Here is a 17,466-nt window from a genome sequence, read left to right on the forward strand (position 1 = left end):
GGCGATTGCCTAGGGGCAGGCCGCGCTCAGCGCTGTTCGGTCAGGCAGTCCGCGCTGAATTTTTTGACCTGAGCCGGGGCGAAATGGCAGGTAAAGGTGCTGCCGTGGCCCAGCACGCTGCTGATTTCCAGGCGCGCTCGGTGGCGCAGCAGCACGTGCTTGACGATGGCCAGGCCCAGGCCGGTGCCGCCGGTGTTGGAGTTGCGGCTGGAGTCCACCCGGTAGAAACGCTCGGTGAGGCGCGGCAGGTGTTTGTTATCGATGCCGATCCCGGAGTCCTGCACGCTCAGGTGCGCGCCCTGTTCATCGCCCCACCAGCGAATGCGGATATTGCCTTCGGCCGGGGTGTACTTCACCGCGTTGAACACCAGGTTGGAGAAGGCGCTACGCAGTTCCGCCTCGCTGCCCTTGAGCTGCACCGAGGCGTCGGCTTCCAGGGTGATGTGCTGGTTACGCTCCCCGGACAGCGCTTGGGCATCGCTCTTGATCGATTGCAGCAGCCCATCGATGGGCACCGGATGGTTGTCCGACGGGTAGTCGGTGGCTTCCAGCTTGGCCAGCAGCAACAGGTCGTTGAGCAGGGTCTGCATGCGCCCGCCTTGCTGTTGCATCTGCTGCAGGGCGCGGCTCCAGCGCGGGTTCACTTCCTCGACGTTGTCCAGCAGGGTTTCAAGATAGCCGCAGATCACCGTCAGTGGGGTGCGCAACTCGTGGGACACGTTGGCGATGAAGTCCTTGCGCATCTGTTCCAGCTGGTGGATGCGGGTGACATCGCGCACCAGCATCAGGTGTTCGTTGTTGCCGTAGCGGGTGATGTACAGCTGGATACGCACCCGGTCGTTGGCCGGGGAGGGGATCTCCAGCGGTTCGGCGTAGTTGTCTTGTTCGAAGTATTCCTTGAAGCGCGGGTGGCGCACCAGGTTGGTCACCGGTTGGCCGCTGTCTTGGGGGGTCTTGAGGCCCAGCAGGGTTTCCGCGGCGCGGTTCCACCACTCCAGGTTGCCGTCGCTGTCGAGCATGATCACCGCGTCTTTCAGGGCCGCGGTGGACTCCTGGACTCGGTCGATCACCGCTTGCAGGCGCCCGCGCACCCGCTGGTCGCGGCGTTGCAGGTGATAGATGCTGTCGAACACTTCGCCCCACAGGCCATAGCCATCGGGCGGTGCTTCGTCGGGTTGATGCAGGCGCAGCCATTCGTGCAGGCGCAGCAGCTGCTTGAGGGTCCAGGCCAGATAGAGGCCCAGGCCGGCGGCCAGGCTCCAGCCGTAGTAGCCGCTGATCAGGCCCACCAGCAGGCAGCCGGTGATCAACAGCAACAGGTGGCGAATCAGGGTGCCATGCCAGTTCTGGTTCACTTAAAACACATCCATGGGAGGAGGGCAGCTCCAAGCTGCAAGTATCCAGCTACAAGTCTGCGGCGGTTTGTCCTTGTCGCTTGCCGCTCGAAGCTTATCGCTGCTTTCTAGGCCTTGGTGGAAAAACGATAGCCGGTGCCGCGCACGGTTTGTACCAGATTCTCGTAAGCGTCACCCAGGGCTTTGCGCAGTCGGCGGATGTGCACGTCCACGGTGCGTTCCTCGACGTACACGTTGCCGCCCCAGACCTGATCCAGCAGTTGGCCGCGAGTGTAGGCGCGTTCCTGGTGGGTCATGAAGAACTGCAACAGGCGGTATTCGGTGGGGCCCATTTCCGCCGGCTTGCCGTCGATGGTTACCCGGTGGCTGATGGGGTCCAGCAGCAGGCCGCCGACTTCGATCGGTGCTTCGCCGTCGGTGGGGCCGGCACGGCGCAGCACGGCCTTGAGGCGGGCCACCAGTTCGCGCGGTGAAAACGGCTTGGTGATGTAGTCGTCGGCGCCGACTTCCAGGCCCTGGATCTTGTTGTCCTCTTCGCCCTTGGCGGTGAGCATGATGATCGGGATATCCCCGGTCAGTTCGTCGCGCTTGAGGCGTCGCGCCAACTCGATGCCTGAGGTGCCGGGCAGCATCCAGTCCAGCAGGATCAGGTCCGGTTTGCGGTCGACGATGATGGCATGGGCCTGCTGAGAGTTCTCTGCCTCCATGCAGTCATAGCCGGCCATTTCCAACGCAACGGCGATCATTTCGCGAATCGGCGCTTCGTCGTCAACGATCAGAATGCTTCTGCCAACCATGCTGGAACCCCTTGTCATTTAACTGTCTTGCGCCGCATTAGATAACGGAATTATTGCAGTCGTGTGACAGTATTTCAGCTCTCGGAGCGGGGTGCAGCTTCGTCGACTACGCTTTGGGTCCGATTCCTGACAACCACAAAAGAAGGTTTCCATGACTCTGTTCAAGCAATCAATGAAAGTCCTGCTGGTGGGCGCTGTGCTGGTCCTGCCGACATTCGCCTTGGCCGCCGACCCGGCGATGAGCAAGGACGGCGTGCTGGTGAATCACCAGGGCATGACCCTCTACACCTTTGCCAAGGACGCTGACGGCAAGTCCATGTGCAACGACAAATGCGCCGCCAACTGGCCGCCGCTGATGGCCGAGGGCAGCGATAAGGCGATGGGCAAGTGGATGGTGATCAAGCGTGATGACGGCACGATGCAATGGGCCTACGACGGCAAGCCGCTGTACACCTTCGTGATGGACAAGAAAGCCGGTGACATGACCGGCGAGGGCAAGATGGATGGCGCCTGGAAGGTGGCCAAGCCCGACTGACCTCCCGCCGCCCTTCGGGCCGTTCGCAGCCTGCGGCAGCGGCTATACCGATCTTTGTAGCCGCTGCTGAGCCATGGCGAAGCTGCGAAAAGGCCCAGACCTTCTCCCGGCCACACCTCCGGCGATCTCAAGTCCCGACCTCCGGCGATTTTAAGTCCTTGCGCCCCTTCGGGCCGTTCGCAGCCTGCGGCAGCGGCTACAACGAGCGTAGGTCTGGCCTTAACGCAGCGCGTAATCGAGCACCACCCCCACAAAGATCGCCATGCCCGCCCAGTGGTTGTGCAGGAAAGCTTTGAAACACTTCAGGCGGTCACGATCGCGGGTGTACCAGAACTCCCAGGCGAAACACACCGCCGCCACTGCCAACCCGAGGTGGAACCAGCCCCCAAGGTTGAACCGTGCCCCGGCCAACAGGAGGCAGCCCAGGGACAGGCCCTGCAAGGTGAGAATGATCACCCGGTCGGCATCGCCGAACAGGATCGCCGTGGACTTGACCCCGATCTTCAGGTCGTCGTCGCGGTCGGTCATGGCGTAGTAGGTGTCGTAGCCCACGGTCCACAGCAGGTTGGCGATGTACAGCAGCCATGCCGTGGCCGGCAGTTCACCGTCTTGCGCGGTGAAGGTCATCAGAATGCCCCAGGAATAGGCCGCCCCCAGGACCACCTGGGGGTAATAGGTGTAGCGCTTCATGAAGGGGTAGCAAGCAGCCAGAGCCAGGGCGCCGAACGACAGCCAGACCGTGGTGGCGTTGGTGCACAGCACCAGCAGGAAGGCCACCCCCATGAGGCTTGCGAACAGCGCCAGGGCTTCCTTGGCACTGACTTTGCCGGTGGCCAGGGGCCGTTGCTCGGTGCGTTTGACCTGACCGTCGACCTTGCGATCGGCAAAGTCGTTGATGGCGCAGCCACCGGCTCGGGTCAGAATCACACCGAAGGTGAAAATCAGCACATGGCCGATCGATGGCTGGCCTTCGGCGGCGATCCATAGGGCCACTAGGGTCGGCCACAACAGCAGGTAGATGCCGATGGGCTTGTCCATGCGGGTCAGTTGCAGGAAGTCCCAGGCCCGCGGGTGCAGACGGTTCAGGGATTTGAGCAGACTCAGGTACATCAGCAGGCCTCGGGTTCGGCGTGGATGGCGGCCCACAGGCCGGGCAGGAAAACTTCGGCCACCAGCAGGCTCAGCGGACCGCGATCAAAGCGTGAACGACGGCCCCAGAGTCCGCTGCCGGCGACCGCCGTGGGCAACCATTCATCAGGATAGCGGCAGACTTCGATCGGCCGCCGGCTGAAGGCCTCATCGCAAAACAGCAGTTCGCCAAGGGAGCGGCTGCCCAATTCGTCGATATTCAAGCCGCCTTCCTGCAAGGCGCTGCGAGCGGCGACGCTGCGGGCGAAGACCCAGGCCTGGCCGTGGCCCCGCAGGTACACCTCGCGGACCCAGCCCTGGCTGTGTTCCGGCAGTTCCAGCGCGGCGCATTCGTCGCTGCGCAGGGTTTGCCACTCCTCCACCAGCGGGGTGACGCTGAAGGCGTTGTGGGAGAGACGGGTCAGACGCCGGGTCAGCGATCCTTCATCGAACAACCAGTGCGCAACCGGCGCGTCGGGGAAGGGGGACAGACGGCTTTGCGCCAGCCAGGTCGGGGTCGGCGCGGGGGGCATTGAGTGCGGCACAGTGGGTCAGTGTTGGCAGCAAATGAGGCGGCGAGCTTAGCATGACGACCGGCGATTTTGATTGACCCAGGACGTCCGGCGGCACGAACCTGCTTGCATCTGCCGGTAGTGATCAGTAAAAAACCCCAGTGCCGAACGCTGATCAGCGTGGCCTTTAGAGTCGATTCATCGACCGAGCCTGAATCCCTGAGGAAATGCACCAATGAAAAAGTGGCAATGTGTGGTCTGCGGCCTGATTTATAACGAAGCGGAAGGCTGGCCGGACGACGGTATTTTGCCGGGTACCCGTTGGGAAGATGTGCCCGAAGACTGGCTATGCCCGGACTGCGGCGTGGGCAAGATGGATTTCGAAATGATCGAGATTGCTTGATCGACTGTTGTGGCAAGTACAACCAATAACAAGGAGCAGGCAATGAGCGCACCGGTAGTGATCGTGGGAACGGGCCTGGCGGGTTACAACCTGGCCCGGGAATTTCGCAAGCTCGACGGCGCAACGCCGCTGTTGCTGATCACCGCCGATGACGGTCGTTCCTACTCCAAGCCGATGCTGTCCACCGGCTTTGCCAAGAACAAAGACGCCGACGGCCTGAGCATGGCCGAGCCCGGCGCCATGGCCGAACAGCTCAAGGCCGAGGTCCGCACCCACACCCGCATCAGCGGCATCGACCCGGGCCACAAGCGCCTGTGGATCGGTGAGGAGGCGGTGGCCTATCGCGACCTGATCCTGGCCTGGGGCGCGGAAACCGTGCGTGTACCGGTGCAGGGCGACGCATCCGGGTTGATCTTCCCTATCAACGACCTGGAAGATTACGCGCGCTTTCGCGCGGCCGCGGCGGGCAAGCGTCGCGTGCTGTTGCTGGGCGCGGGCCTGATCGGCTGCGAATTCGCCAATGACCTGATCCTCGGTGGCTATGAGGTGGACCTGGTGGCGCCGTGTGAGCAGGTGATGCCGACCCTGTTGCACCCGGCCGCGGCGGCGGCGGTTCAGGCCGGGTTGGAAAGCCTCGGCGCGCGTTTCCACCTGGGGCCGGTGCTCAACCGCCTGCAGCACAGTGCCGATGGCCTGGAAGCGCATTTGTCCGATGGTCAGGTGATCGCTTGTGATCTGGTGGTCTCGGCCATTGGCCTGCGGCCACGCGTCGACCTGGCCTCTGCTGCTGGGTTGTCGGTCAATCGCGGCGTGGTGGTGGACCGCGAGCTGAAAACGTCCCACGCCAACATCTACGCCCTGGGCGACTGCGCCGAAGTCGACGGCCTCAACCTGCTGTACGTGATGCCGCTGATGAGCTGCGCCCGGGCCCTGGCGCAGACCCTGGCCGGTAAGCCGACGGCAGTCAGATATGGGCCAATGCCAATCACCGTGAAGACCCCGGTCTGTCCCTTGGTGGTGTCGCCGCCGCCACGCGGAGCCGAAGGTGTCTGGACCGCCGAAGGGCAGGGTGCCGATATCAAGGTGCTGTGCCGCGATGCCAGCGGCCGGTTGCTGGGGTACGCCCTGACCGGAGCGGCGGTCATGGAAAAACTGGCACTGAACAAGGAGCTCCCACCCTTGCTGGCTTAAATACCGGTCGTTCTGTCGGAATAACCGGGTTTTTGTCCCTACAAAGGTCGTGGCAAGACTGGCGCCACTCTCAAGCGCGTGCCATCCTCACACCCGTCTGCCGCAGCGTAGAGCCTGCGGCGCCTTGGGCGCTGTTCCCGTGAACAGCACGGACATAACAACAAAAAACCGTCAATGAGGCTTCACACTATGCGTAAACCAGAACTCGCCGCAGCCATTGCTGAAAAAGCGGACCTGACCAAAGAGCAGGCCAGTCGCGTGCTCAACGCCATTCTTGAAGAAATCACCGGGGCTCTGCACCGTAAAGACAGCGTCACCCTGGTTGGTTTTGGTACTTTCCTTCAACGTCACCGTGGCGCCCGCACCGGCAAGAACCCGCAAACCGGCGAGCCGGTAAAGATCAAGGCCAGCAATACCGTGGCATTCAAACCGGGCAAGTCGCTGAAAGACAGCGTCAACCCATAAGCATTGAGCGGGCTCCCACAGCGGGAGCGCGCAGAGGAAAATAGGCACGCCGAGCGCATCGGGTGCCTATTTTTTTGCCCGCCGCTGGTCGGCGGGGCCCCTTGCGCAGCTGTAGTGGCGTGGCTAGGATGCGCGATTATTCCCTCGCGACCCAAGGCCAAGGATGACCCGCACCCCTGACAGAACCCCAGCATTGGCAGCCGCCCTTCGCCGCCTGGGGCGCTCCGGCGCAGCCGCCATGGTGCTGGGCTCGATCCTCGCTCTGAACCTGCCATCGGCCTGGGCCGCCGGCGATTCGCGCCTCGACCAGATCGGCTATCGCGAAGCCCTCAACTGGTTCCACAGCCAGCAATACGACAGCACCGGCGTCTGGCTTTGCGGCTATTCCCTGGCCCGCGAGGACTACAGCGTGGCGCCCAAGGCTCCGCGGCTGCTGGTGGAAGTGGACGAGCGCTATCTGTACCTCAAGAGCGGCGGGCAACTGCTGGAACTGACCGGTGGCGCCCAGGGCCCTGAGCGCAGCGAGTACCAGAATGCCGGTGCCCACATCCACGTGACCCTGAACATCCTCAAGCGCAACAATTTCAGCGAATATCAGGAGTCCCACGACCGCCAGGTGCTGGCGAAGATCGAGATGAACGACCGGGTCGAAACCCTCACCCTCAAAGGGCAATCATGCGGTACTTGAACCGGGTGGGCCTGAGCCTGCTGCTCAGCGCTTGCAGCCTGCCGGCCCTGGCCGATGATGCCAACCCGGGCCAGGGCTGCTACAGCTACCTCACCGCAATGGTCAGGAGCAGTGATTTTCCCTACCGCGACTTCACCACCCCGGAGCGCCTCAAGCTGCTGATCGACCGCGATGACGGCGACCAGTTGAGCCTGCAGCTGTTTTACCAAACCACCGGTAGCGGGATCATCGGCTGGGTTCGCTACGACGTGCCGCAGCAGGCCCTGTGGAATGTCAGCATCGACCCTGAGGAGCCTCAGGCCCTCCAGTTCGACCGGCGTCTTGCCCAGGCCTATGCGTCCTGCCTCAAGGCGCGCTGAGCCCGATTCCGATGCCCCAGCGGGGCGAAAACGATTGTTCAGAGTTGCCGACGGGTTCCTTGATTGTTGCCGGTCATTGCTTGAAAATCCTTCGCCGTCCGACCCTCCTCAGCATGGAACGCAAACCTCTTGTCCTCTTACCGCATTCAAGAAGCCGACCTCGACATCCCCGACGCCTGGCAGGACCAGAGCATCAACATTTTCAAGCTGCCGGCCGTGGGCGGCGCCCAGGAAGCCAGCTTCGTCATCAGCCGCGACCCGAGCCAGGGCGACGCCTCATTCGCCGATTACGTGGCCCGGCAACTGAGCGGTGCCGAGCAGCAACTGCCGGGCTTCACCCTGATCAAACGCTGGGACTTCGACATGCACGGCCACGCCTCGGTCCTGCTGGACTACAGCTGGAAACGCGAAGGTCGCGAGCTGATGCTGCGCCAGGTGTTCATCGAGCGTAAGCCGGCGGTGCTGATCACCACCCTGACCACCACGGTCAATGATCTGGTGCACCACGAACCCGCCTGGAAACAGGCCATGCAAAGCCTCAAGCCCCAGCCATCGGTGGTCTGATCCTCCAGGCCGAGTAACGAACCATGGATATGTTGGCAGCAGCGCGCCTGGGGGATGAGATCGCCCACGGTTTTGGCGTGGCGGCGATGGTGGCGGGGGCCGTTGTCGGTGCCCTGATTGGTGCTGCGGTGGTGGCGGCGACCGTGGCCACCGGTGGGGTGGCGATCGCCATCATCGCCGGTTCGGTCGCGGCCGGTGGCCTGTCGATGTTCCAGATCGCCAAGGGCCTGAGCACGATCTTCAACCTGCCCGAACCCAGCACGGGGGTGCTGGTGGAGGGCAGCTTCAACGTCTACATCAACCTGCGCAATGCCATGCGCGCGGGGCAGGACCACTCATCCTCATGCAGCGGCCTGCCCATGAACCACCCGATCTGGCCGTTCCCGGTACTGATCGCCGAGGGCAGCGCCAAGGTCACCATCAATGGCAAGCCCGCGGCGCGCCTGCAAAGCAAGATGGTCTGCGGCGCCCACATCAAGACCGGCAGCGAAAACACCTTCATTGGCGGGCCCACGGTGCAGGTGGCCTTTGTCCTGGATATCGAAGGCTGGATGCACACCGGGCTGGAAGCGCTGGGGCTGCTGGCGGCCGGGGCCGCCTTGGTGCTGGCGGCCTGTGCCGGAGCGGCGGCGTTTTTCGGCGCCCTGGCGGTCGGTGGCGCGATGTATGGCGGGATGTCGCTGCTGGGGGACCTGGGCGACCGTTTGGGCCCGGGTTATCGCGATCTGCTTCAGGGCGTGGCCGGAATGGCCTTGCTGGGCATGGGCCCCAAGCTGGCGCGCACGCCGATGAGCGCGACACAACGCACGCTGATGGCGCAGCGCCGCCAGGCGCAGATGCTCAAGGACAATCGGGGTTACAACGTCAGCCCGGTGGCGTGGGACAAATACCCGACCATCGGCCGCAATGGCACTTATGTTTCCGACAAGAAGGGTGTCGCGGATATCATCGGCGACTTTTCCGGGCGCTCGAAAGTCACCATCAGCACCGAGAAAGCGGCGAAGCTCGAACGGGCTTTCGGTCTGGAAGAAGGCTCGTTGAAAGACGGCTTCAAGATTCGTCAGGTCGATAATGTCATCGAGCGTATGCCCAGAAGCCCGATGGAGGGCAACCAGTACTTCCTCGGCCCGGGTAAGCACCTGCCGGGAGGAGCACCGGAAATGGTGGTCGAGTCGATCCCGACCAAAGACATGGACGGGGTCAAAACCTTAACTGAGGTGTTTGTAAGTGACTGAGCAAGAATTGCAGGCCTATGTGGAAAAGGCGGATGCCGACACAGTACGTGTTCGGGTCATGGACGCCTCGCTGGACGCGGCCCTGGTGGCCCTGGGGTTTGGCGCAACGATCGAACCGGGGGTGTATGCCCTGGACGTAGCGGACGACGGGCGCAAGGCGCAGCTCTTCGATGCCTTGCGCACGCTCGGCGTGGCCTTCGCCGATGGCAAGGAATGGTGCCCGGCCGAGGTTTTTGAATACCTGCGCGACATGAACCTGCTCAGCGGCACCTTCACCCGGGTTTCCTGGCGCGAACCCGGACGTTATCACCTGGTCGAGGTCTGATCGTCCGCCTCGAAGGACCACCCTTGGCCAGTGGCCGTCTTACACGGGACCGAGATGAAATTCATCGATCTGTTGGTCAACCGCGAGGAGATGTTCTCCATGGGCATCGAAGCACTCAGCGGCCAGTACTACGTCTCCTTCCCGGTCAGCCTCGGCATGGTCGATTACGAGGAGTACTACGCCATCGATCGCGCGACCTTCGAACTGTTCGAACAGGACCTGCCCGCCGCGCTGGCATTGGTCACCCGCGCCAGAAGGCGCGAGCTGGATCGGTCGCTGATCATCCAGCCGGGCAGTCATCGCGGCACGGCGATCTGATCGGATGCCCCAGGCGCTCAGGCATTGTTCCGATAGGGCACGAAACGCCGTTCGGCGCTGTACAGCCCCAGTCCCTTGTCACCCTTGAAGCCGGTGTCGATCAAGCGGTCGGCCAGGGTTGCGCTGATCAACAAGTCCCCGGACTCCGGCTCCCGGGCGATCTGGCCCATGCCCGGGGCGCTTTCGAGAAACCAGGTCTTGTTGAAGTAGAGCAGGGTACCGTCATCGTCGCGCTGTGCTTCGGAGCGCGCGTGGTCGATGGCCTTGACGGCCTGGATGGCGTTGACGATGTAGTACGGCTGGCTGACCTCCTGGTGGTCGGCCACCAGGCGCAAGGGCTGGATCAGCTCGACATCGGCCGGCGCCTGCTGGCGGAGAAAGTCCGCCAGGCGCGCCGACACCAGAGGAATGCCCCCCAGCAGCCACAGGCAATCATGCTCCAGCAGCTTCTTGGCCTTGCACTGGAAAAACACCGGCGGCGTGTCCATTGCCTTTGGATACGGTTGCCCGGCGAGCAGGGCCAGGTAGTCGAAACTGGAGCCCGGGGTTTGATAGGCACCGGTCTCGACGTCGTAGGAGCCGATCAACTTCGGGTTGTATTGGATCGGAGGTTTCCAGCTCAAGATCATCATCTGTTCCTAATCGTAATAGGCTCCCGGCCGGGCGTTCTTGTTCAGTTGCCGCTGGCCTGAGCGCAGCAACTGGCGCTCGTCGGAGACAATTTTGTCCAGGGCCTTGCGGTATTGGGCCTGGTTCCAGTTATTGCGTTTGCCGACCTGTTCCACCTGGGTCATCTTCGCCGCCAGGTTGTCGCTGACCCGGCCGGCGTGGCGGCCTTCGTGGATCGAACGGCGCGGATCCTTCATTGCGGTCTTCTTGTTGGGCAGGAAGATTTTATTCCTTCGGCTTTGCAGATCGTACCCGGCCAGCTTGAGCAACGGATGATTCTTGGTGGCCGGGTGCTTGTCGCTGAGGATGTGGTGGTCCTGATAGCCCTGTTTCTTCAGGCTCTTGATCCGGCGGTTGATCGATGAGGCACAGCTCCAGCCCAGGGGGTCGATCCAGCCGAACGGGTTGGGGGCGTAGAGGTAGAGGTTCAGGCCCCCGGCCAGGCTGATCGGGTCCGGCGTGGTGAAGCGTCCCACATCCGGGTCATAGAAGCGGAAGGTGTTGTAGTGCAGGCCGGTTTCCCGATCCAGGTACTGCCCCTGGAACCGCAGGTTCTGTTCTTCGATGTAATAGGGTTCACGCACCTCTTCCAGGGTGTTGCCCCATACCTGATAGCGCGCCTGCCAGACGCAGTGGCCATCGGCCTCGGTCAATTGCTCCGGCAGTCCGCTCAAGTCGTTGTGGTAGTAGCGCACCTTCTGTTGGTCGCCCAGGCCATCGACCCGGGCCAGGGGCTCGTCGCTGTCCGGGGCATAGAGGTACAGGCTGTCCTGGCGGCTGTTGTGCTCCTGCAGCAGTTGCATGCCATCCCAGGTGAAGCGGGTTTCGTCCAGGGGCTGGCCCTGGCTGTCGCAGAGGCTCTTGGAGATCCGCCGGCCGAACGGGTCGTAGCGCATGCGTACCAGGGTGTCGCCCGCGGCGCTCTGGTTGCGCACCTCGATCAGGCGATGTTCGGCGTCATAGCTGAAATGCTGCACGCCGCGGCGGGCACTGTGTTTTTCGATCAGCCGGCCGAAGCCGTCGTAGCGGTAGCGTTTGTCCTGAAAGCTCAGCAGTTGGTTGTGCCGGACCTGCCCGCCCGCCACCTGGGGCCCGTCCAGCAGGTTGGCCGCGGCGTCGTAGCTGAAGGTTTCGTTGTGCCCCGCCAGGCGTCCCTGGCTGGCGATGATGCGACCGCTGGCGTCGTAGTGCAGCAGTTGCTGGTCCTGCCCCTGAGGCTGGCGGGTCATGCGCCCGATCAGGTTGTCGCCGGGGTCGAAGTCGAAGTGCTTCTGCCGCTCCAGCGCCGGGTTGCCCGGCATTGCTGTCGAGCGCCGCAGACGGGCGCGCAGGCGCCCACCGCGGTCGTATTCGCTGTGGCAGCTGAGCTGGCCCTGGGTGCGCAGCACTTCGCGGTGCAGCCGGTCGCGTTCGAAGTCGCTGATGAGCTGGCCGTCGAGGTTGATCTGGTGCAGGTGGCCACTGCCGTAATACAGGCGGTTGAGCCAGCGCCCATCCGGCAGGCGGGTGCGGGTCGGGTTGCCCAGTTCGTCGTACTGGTACTGCAGGCTGGCGTCGGGGGTCTGCTCCGAAAGCAGCTGGCCGAGGGCGTCGTAGGTGAAGCTCAGGTCCTGCTGCTGGCCGGCGTGGTCGGTGAAGTGCACCGCCGTCAGTTGATCCAGTGGGTCGTAGTCGTACCGGATGTGCCCGTCGTCGGTGGTCTTGCCGATCAGGCGGCCCACGGCGTCGCGCTGCAACTGGTGGACGATGGGCGCTACGGCCGGCGCTCCCGGGGCCGGGGGGGCGGGAACGTACTCCAGGCGGGTGACCTGGTCCAGGCCGTCGTAGGCAAAGCGTCGGGCGCTGCCGTCGAGGTCCTGCTGTTGCACCAGGCGATCACCGGCGTCCCAGGTGAAACGGTAGCTTTCGCCGTTTTCATTGGTCAGCGCCAGCAGGCGGCCAAAGGCGTCGTAGCTGAACTGCACCTGCCGGCCATGGGGATCGGTGCGCAAGCGCACCTGGCCCCGGCGATCGTATTGATAGCCGGTGCTGTGGCCCGCCGGGTCGATGTAGCCGGTCAGCAGGCCGCTGGCGTCGCGCTGGTAGTGTTCGCTGCGGCCATCGGGCAGGTGGCTCCGCAGTAAGCGCCCTTGGGCGTTGTAGTGAAAGGTCTGACGCTCGCCCAGGGCGTTGGTAATGGTCTGCAGGTAGCCCTGGCGGTCATAGCTGAAACGGGTGGGGTAGCCCGAGCAGTCGACCTGCTGCACCAGCTGACCCTGGGCGTTCCATTCCAGGGTCTGGCGCTTGCCGCTGGCGTCGATGACTTCCCGCACCAGGCCGCGGGCGTCATAGCGGTAGCGGGTGCTGTGGCCCAGCGGATCGGTTTCGCGGATGCAGTTGCCGTGGGCATCGTACTGGTAGGTCCAGCTATTGCCCGCGGCGTCGATCTGCGCCAGTGGCAGCGACCAGTGCTCCAGCCACAGGGTCGACTCGCAGCGTCCCAGGGGGTCGACGCTGCGGCACAGGTTGCCGGTGTCGTCGTACTGGAACTGGTACTGGCCGCCCTGGGGGTCGACAGCGCCCAGCAGCTGGCGCTCTTCGTTCCACTGGAACTGCCAGGTCTGCCCGAGGTTGTCGGTGTATTCGGTGATCTGTCGTTGGCTGTTCCAACGGCGCAGGCTCTGGCGCTGCAAGTTGTCGGTGATGCGGGTGACGCCCGCCTGCAGGTCGTAGTCGTAGCGGTATTCGTCGCCTTCGTCGGTGTAATGGCGAACCACCCGCCATTCGCGCTCGTCGATCCAGGCCCATTCATAGAAGCAGCGCAGCCCGGTGGGGAGCCAGTGCTCGACCATGCGCCGGGCACTGTCGTAGGCAAAGTGGCGTTGCAATTGCTGGCTGGCGTCGCGCACTTCGGCCAGGTCGCCCTGGCTGTCATAGGCGTAGCTGGCCAGCACTTCACGCTGCTGGTCGGGGTACAGGCGCTCGATCTGCGCCACTCGGCCGGGCCATTGCGGGCTGTAGATCAGTTCGACCTGGACCTGATCGAAGGTATCGCGCAGGCGGCCGAGGCGCCCGCTGCTGTCGTAGTCCAGGTGAATGCGGTTGTCGTTGCGGTCCCCCAGCTGGCTCAGGCGCAGATGGGCCGGCCGATCCGGACTGGGCTCGAACAGCCGGTACAGGCCGTCCTCGCTCTCGATCAGCAGCCGGCCGTCGTGATTGCGCCGCACGCTCAAGCCTTCGCCGTCGCTGAACACCGCGCCACCGAGGGGAATCGAGCCCATGTCGATGCGCCGCCCCTGTTCATCGGTGTAGATCAGGCGTTCACCGCCCTCGGGGTGGGCGTCGAGCGCCACGAAGCTCTCGTAGAGCACGCTCCAGCCGGCGCCGAACAGCCCGTCCCGGCGTTCGTCGAGGCTGTTGTAGACCCGCTGCCAATCGATGGGCAACACCCCGGGCAAGGCGAAATCCAGGTCCTCGTCGTACCCCAGCACCTTGGCCCCGGTTGCTGCATGCACCGGATTCGGCGAGCCGGCGATAGCCTGGGTCAGCGCATTGGTCGCCTGGCTGACGACAAACGAATTGACCCCGGCCATCAGCATGCACGGCAGGTTGCTGAGGAACTTGCCCTTGCCGCCTTTGAGCATCATCAGCACGGTCACCGCCAGGCCCACTCCCGGAGTCTTGCCGCTGCGGATCTCGCGCACCACCACCGAACCGCCGCCGATGGTCACGTCGGGGGAGATCGGCCCGGCGGACACCACCTTGGCGTCGCAGGTGCTGCGGTCGCCGCTGCGCACCGCCGGCTGGCCGTCGATGCTGACCTTCTCCGAGCCTTCGGCCAGGTACTGCACGGGCATCGGCGGGTGCTTGGTGCAGGTCACCAGGTCCAGTTCCTTGGTCTGCGAGCCGGGCGCCGGGGAGGCCACGGTGGGCCGCCACATCTGCGAGAAGAATTCCTTGGCCATGTCGAGAAAGCCCGGGCCTTCCTCCGGGGTGGCCGAAGGGGTGTCGGTGGCTTCGCCTTCCTCGGCGCCGTCGCCGTTGATCTGCGACGGCGGGGCGATACCGGCCGCGCGGGCCGCCGGTTTGTTGTTGGTCAGGACCTTTTTCGAACCGCTGGCGATGGTGGCCTGGATCGAGGGCGGGAACAGGGCATTGGCGATGCCCTCGCATAAATTGCTCAGGCCCTTGTCGGCGCCGGTCTTGCTCATGACCACGCCGACCACCACGCCCACCACCAGCCCCAGCACGCAGGCGCCGAGGCCGCCGGTGGCCACGGTGATGCCCGCCGCCGCGGCCACCGCCATGGTCGCCAGGGCGCCGATGGCGACGTTGGCCGCTACCTCCAGCACGCCGCCGAGGATGTCGGCCATCATCGAGGTGTGTTCCAGCCCGTCGCCCAGTCGGGCGGCCCACAGCGCGTCAGACATGGGCCCGCCTCAGCCCAGCACCAGGGTGTTCTTGATCTGCGCCCAATGGGCGGCTTCGGCGTCGCCGAGCTTCTGTGCCTTGACGTAGCTCATGGCGAGCATCTGCCGGGTGCCGGGCAGCACCAGGGCCAGCTGGTACTGGAACACCTGCTCGCTGCCCTTGCTGAACTGGCTGCGCAGCTCCAGGCCCGGAATGTCCTGGGCCGGGCCCAGCAGCACTGGCTGCGGACCCTTGACCCGCAGTTCCTGCACTTGCTGTTCCAGCCGCTGCAGCTGGCTGGCCAGGCTGCTCTCCAGGGTTTCGCCGTCGCCCAGCAGGCTGCGGCTGACGATCAGCGAAGTCCCCAGGGCCGGGAACTTGAGGATGTTGATCGAGGCGTCCTGCAATTCGCTGGCAGGGGGCTGGAACTGCAATTCATTGAGGCGATAGGTCATGGCATGGGCATCCGTTCATTAGCCTTTGGGGGCGGAAAAGGGGGCTTTGGCCTTGGCGCTGATGGCACCCTGCACGCCCTGGCCCTCGGTGGTGGTGCCCGGGCCGCCGCCGTTGTTCAGGTGCAGCACGCCACCGGTATTGATCTCGGCATCGGCCGAGGCATGCACGCTGATGTTGACTCCGCACAGGTTGATCTGGCCGCTGGCATTGAGCTCCAGGATGCTGGCCCCGCACACCAGGCGCAGGCGTTCGCCGACCTCGATCACGTAGCTCTGGCCGATGCTGTCGAGCTTCTTCTCGCCCACCGTCAGCTCATCCACGTGCTGGACGATGCGCGTGCGCTTGTTGCCGATGGTCACGTACTCGTCGTGGCCGATGCTCTTGACCCGGTCATTGCCCACCGAGTGGCTTTCATTGACCTCGACCACAATGTCCTGGTTGCGCTCGGCGTGGATGTACAGCTGCTCGGCGCCCTTTTTGTCTTCCATGCGGATTTCGTTGAAGTTGGCCGGGCTGCCGCCCTTGCTGGAGCGGCTCTTCATGCCGCTCTGGGTGGCGTTGGCCGGCAGGTCGTAGGGCACGGTCTGCTCGGCGTTGTACACCCGGCCGGTGATGATCGGGCGGTCGGGGTCGCCTTCGAGGAAGCTGACGATCACCTCCTGGCCGATACGCGGGATCTGCATCGAACCCCAGTTCTTCCCGGCCCAGGCCTGGGACACACGAATCCAGCACGAGCTGTTTTCGTTGGACTGGTCGTGGCGGTCCCAATGGAAGTGCACCTTGACCCGACCGTATTGGTCGGTCCAGATCTCTTCGCCGGCCGGGCCCACCACCCGTGCGGTCTGCGGGCCCTGGACCATCGGCTTGTGGGTGGTGGCCAGGGGCCGGAAGCTCTGCTGGGCGTCGATGCAGGTCAGGTGGCTTTCAAACTGTGCCGAGCCGCCGCCACCGCCGGTTTCCAGGCTTTCCTGGACCACGTAGTAACGGATGCCGACGATCAGGTATTCGCGGTTCTGGTCCAGGCGGCTGAAGCCGCTGAGGCTGAACAGGTTGCCCACCCCCAGGCCCCGCGCGTTGCCGCTGAGCTCGATGCGTTCGTGCAGGCTTTGCAGGGCCTCGATGCGGGTTTGCGCATAGTGCTCGCCGTCGTTGCTCTGCACGTAGGTGCCCGGGTAGTCGTACAGCGGGTAGTCACCGGCGCTGTGGGGCCGGGGCATGGCCGAGCGCACGTCGATGCGCGCGCTGGGGCGCTGAAAGTCGTAGTCGTTGAGTTCCAGCGAGCCGGGTTGGACCTCCTGGGCCAGGTGCCAGTCGAAGATATGGTCGCGCTCGCGCTGCTGTTCATCCCGCGGGTAGTAGGGCACCGAGGCATAGCCGGGCACGCTGCTGTGGGCGCCGTAGGCGTCGGCCAGCACCAGCACGTGGCGGTCCTTCTCATGGCGGAAGAAGTAGTAGATGCCTTCCTGTTCCATCAGCCGGCTGACGAAATCGAAGCTGGTTTCGCGGTACTGCACGCAGTACTCCCACTCCCGGTAGGGGCGGCTGAGGGCATCTTCGAAATCGGAGAAGCCCAGGTCGCGGAACACCTGCTTGATGATCTGCGGGATGCTCAGGTGCTGGAAAATCCGGCAATCGGAGGTGCGGCTGAGCAGCCACAACCAAGGTCGCAGGGTCACTTGATAGCTGGCGAACTGGCCACTGTCGACGTTCTGGCTGCAGCGCGCAACGATGCCGTGGAAGTGCCGCTGGCCGCCGCCGTCCAGTTGCACGCTGAGGCCCATGGGTTTGCCCAGCAACTGGTTGAGGTCGATGTTGGCGTCGCTGGAGACCAGTTGCAGCTGATAGTCGAACAGCCGCCCCAACTCCTCGCCGCCGCCCATGTTCTTGAGCAGCAGGACGTCCGGTCCCAGGGGGCAGTTGACCTGTGCCAATCGTGTGGATTGCTGAAATAGCATCGTCAGTCTCGTTGAATGCGTGGTGTGCCTGAACACTGCGCCCGATGCGCTCCCGGTAGCCGCTGTCGACGGCTGCGACAAGGCCCGAAGGGCCTTCTCTGGCCCTCAAGAGCGCGACCGCT

Annotated in this window: 18 protein-coding genes; 10 read left to right on the forward strand and 8 right to left on the reverse strand. The window is 64.1% G+C overall.

All coding sequences use genetic code 11. The features are described 5' to 3' along the window. Nucleotides 1-26: 26 nt before the first annotated feature. Together phoR and phoB are read right to left on the reverse strand one after the other, a co-directional pair. The gene (gene phoR / locus PLD_RS15550; protein WP_159894185.1) at nucleotides 27-1,355 is read right to left on the reverse strand and encodes a phosphate regulon sensor histidine kinase PhoR; all 1,329 of its coding nucleotides are present in this window, start codon (nucleotides 1,353-1,355) and stop codon (nucleotides 27-29) included. Nucleotides 1,356-1,462: 107 nt separating this feature from the next. Further along, nucleotides 1,463-2,152: a phosphate regulon transcriptional regulator PhoB gene (phoB, locus tag PLD_RS15555; protein ID WP_003177195.1), complete on the reverse strand. Its 690-nt coding sequence runs from the start codon at nucleotides 2,150-2,152 to the stop codon at nucleotides 1,463-1,465. A gap of 151 nt (nucleotides 2,153-2,303) precedes the next feature. Here phoB and PLD_RS15560 point away from each other — a divergent pair, with 151 nt between their 5' ends. Continuing rightward, nucleotides 2,304-2,687 carry a hypothetical protein gene (locus PLD_RS15560; protein ID WP_159894187.1) on the forward strand — a complete coding sequence of 128 codons (384 nt, stop codon included), beginning with the start codon at nucleotides 2,304-2,306 and terminating at the stop codon, nucleotides 2,685-2,687. A gap of 219 nt (nucleotides 2,688-2,906) precedes the next feature. Here the strand turns inward: PLD_RS15560 and ubiA are convergent, their stop codons facing one another. Continuing rightward, nucleotides 2,907-3,797, reverse strand: a complete 891-nt coding sequence (ubiA, locus tag PLD_RS15565; RefSeq protein WP_159894189.1) for a 4-hydroxybenzoate octaprenyltransferase — start codon at nucleotides 3,795-3,797, stop codon at nucleotides 2,907-2,909. Next, a complete protein-coding gene (locus PLD_RS15570; protein WP_159894191.1) occupies nucleotides 3,797-4,360 on the reverse strand; it encodes a chorismate lyase in 564 nt (187 codons plus the stop codon). The genes ubiA and PLD_RS15570 overlap by 1 nt, the downstream gene beginning before the upstream one ends. Nucleotides 4,361-4,562: 202 nt before the next feature. Here PLD_RS15570 and PLD_RS15575 point away from each other — a divergent pair, with 202 nt between their 5' ends. From PLD_RS15575 to PLD_RS15615, 9 genes are all read left to right on the forward strand, one after another. Beyond that, nucleotides 4,563-4,730: a rubredoxin gene (locus PLD_RS15575; RefSeq protein WP_025130776.1), complete on the forward strand. Its 168-nt coding sequence runs from the start codon at nucleotides 4,563-4,565 to the stop codon at nucleotides 4,728-4,730. Nucleotides 4,731-4,772: 42 nt separating this feature from the next. Further along, a complete protein-coding gene (locus tag PLD_RS15580; RefSeq protein ID WP_159894193.1) occupies nucleotides 4,773-5,921 on the forward strand; it encodes an NAD(P)/FAD-dependent oxidoreductase in 1,149 nt (382 codons plus the stop codon). Between the two features lie 189 nt (nucleotides 5,922-6,110). After that, nucleotides 6,111-6,386 carry an HU family DNA-binding protein gene (locus tag PLD_RS15585; protein WP_068577601.1) on the forward strand — a complete coding sequence of 92 codons (276 nt, stop codon included), beginning with the start codon at nucleotides 6,111-6,113 and terminating at the stop codon, nucleotides 6,384-6,386. Nucleotides 6,387-6,579: 193 nt separating this feature from the next. Further along, a complete protein-coding gene (locus PLD_RS15590; RefSeq protein ID WP_256674649.1) occupies nucleotides 6,580-7,074 on the forward strand; it encodes a hypothetical protein in 495 nt (164 codons plus the stop codon). Next, nucleotides 7,062-7,433 (forward strand): hypothetical protein, encoded by a 372-nt coding sequence (locus PLD_RS15595; RefSeq protein ID WP_159894195.1) that lies wholly within the window; start codon nucleotides 7,062-7,064, stop codon nucleotides 7,431-7,433. The genes PLD_RS15590 and PLD_RS15595 overlap by 13 nt, the downstream gene beginning before the upstream one ends. Before the next feature lie 129 nt (nucleotides 7,434-7,562). Then, entirely contained in the window at nucleotides 7,563-7,997 is a 435-nt protein-coding gene (locus PLD_RS15600) for a DcrB-related protein (RefSeq protein ID WP_159894197.1), read from the forward strand. Nucleotides 7,998-8,020: 23 nt separating this feature from the next. Continuing rightward, nucleotides 8,021-9,232, forward strand: a complete 1,212-nt coding sequence (locus PLD_RS30945; protein WP_159894199.1) for a PAAR domain-containing protein — start codon at nucleotides 8,021-8,023, stop codon at nucleotides 9,230-9,232. After that, nucleotides 9,225-9,557, forward strand: coding sequence for a hypothetical protein (locus PLD_RS15610; RefSeq protein WP_042940740.1), 333 nt, complete (start codon nucleotides 9,225-9,227; stop codon nucleotides 9,555-9,557). The genes PLD_RS30945 and PLD_RS15610 overlap by 8 nt, the downstream gene beginning before the upstream one ends. A gap of 54 nt (nucleotides 9,558-9,611) precedes the next feature. Beyond that, the gene (locus PLD_RS15615) at nucleotides 9,612-9,875 is read left to right on the forward strand and encodes a hypothetical protein (RefSeq protein WP_159894201.1); all 264 of its coding nucleotides are present in this window, start codon (nucleotides 9,612-9,614) and stop codon (nucleotides 9,873-9,875) included. Between the two features lie 17 nt (nucleotides 9,876-9,892). Here the strand turns inward: PLD_RS15615 and PLD_RS15620 are convergent, their stop codons facing one another. From PLD_RS15620 to PLD_RS15635, 4 genes are read right to left on the reverse strand one after another with little or no spacing between them, the layout of a single operon-like run. Next, the gene (locus PLD_RS15620; RefSeq protein ID WP_159894203.1) at nucleotides 9,893-10,498 is read right to left on the reverse strand and encodes an imm11 family protein; all 606 of its coding nucleotides are present in this window, start codon (nucleotides 10,496-10,498) and stop codon (nucleotides 9,893-9,895) included. Between the two features lie 15 nt (nucleotides 10,499-10,513). Then, nucleotides 10,514-14,953, reverse strand: coding sequence for an RHS repeat-associated core domain-containing protein (locus tag PLD_RS15625; RefSeq protein ID WP_159894205.1), 4,440 nt, complete (start codon nucleotides 14,951-14,953; stop codon nucleotides 10,514-10,516). Nucleotides 14,954-14,962: 9 nt separating this feature from the next. Next, nucleotides 14,963-15,388: a DcrB-related protein gene (locus PLD_RS15630; RefSeq protein ID WP_159894207.1), complete on the reverse strand. Its 426-nt coding sequence runs from the start codon at nucleotides 15,386-15,388 to the stop codon at nucleotides 14,963-14,965. Between the two features lie 18 nt (nucleotides 15,389-15,406). After that, complete coding sequence (locus PLD_RS15635; RefSeq protein WP_159894209.1) at nucleotides 15,407-17,344, reverse strand: type VI secretion system tip protein VgrG; 1,938 nt, start codon at nucleotides 17,342-17,344, stop codon at nucleotides 15,407-15,409. Nucleotides 17,345-17,466: the final 122 nt, after the last annotated feature.

Source organism: Pseudomonas sp. LD120, assembly GCF_009861525.1.
GTDB lineage: Bacteria > Pseudomonadota > Gammaproteobacteria > Pseudomonadales > Pseudomonadaceae > Aquipseudomonas.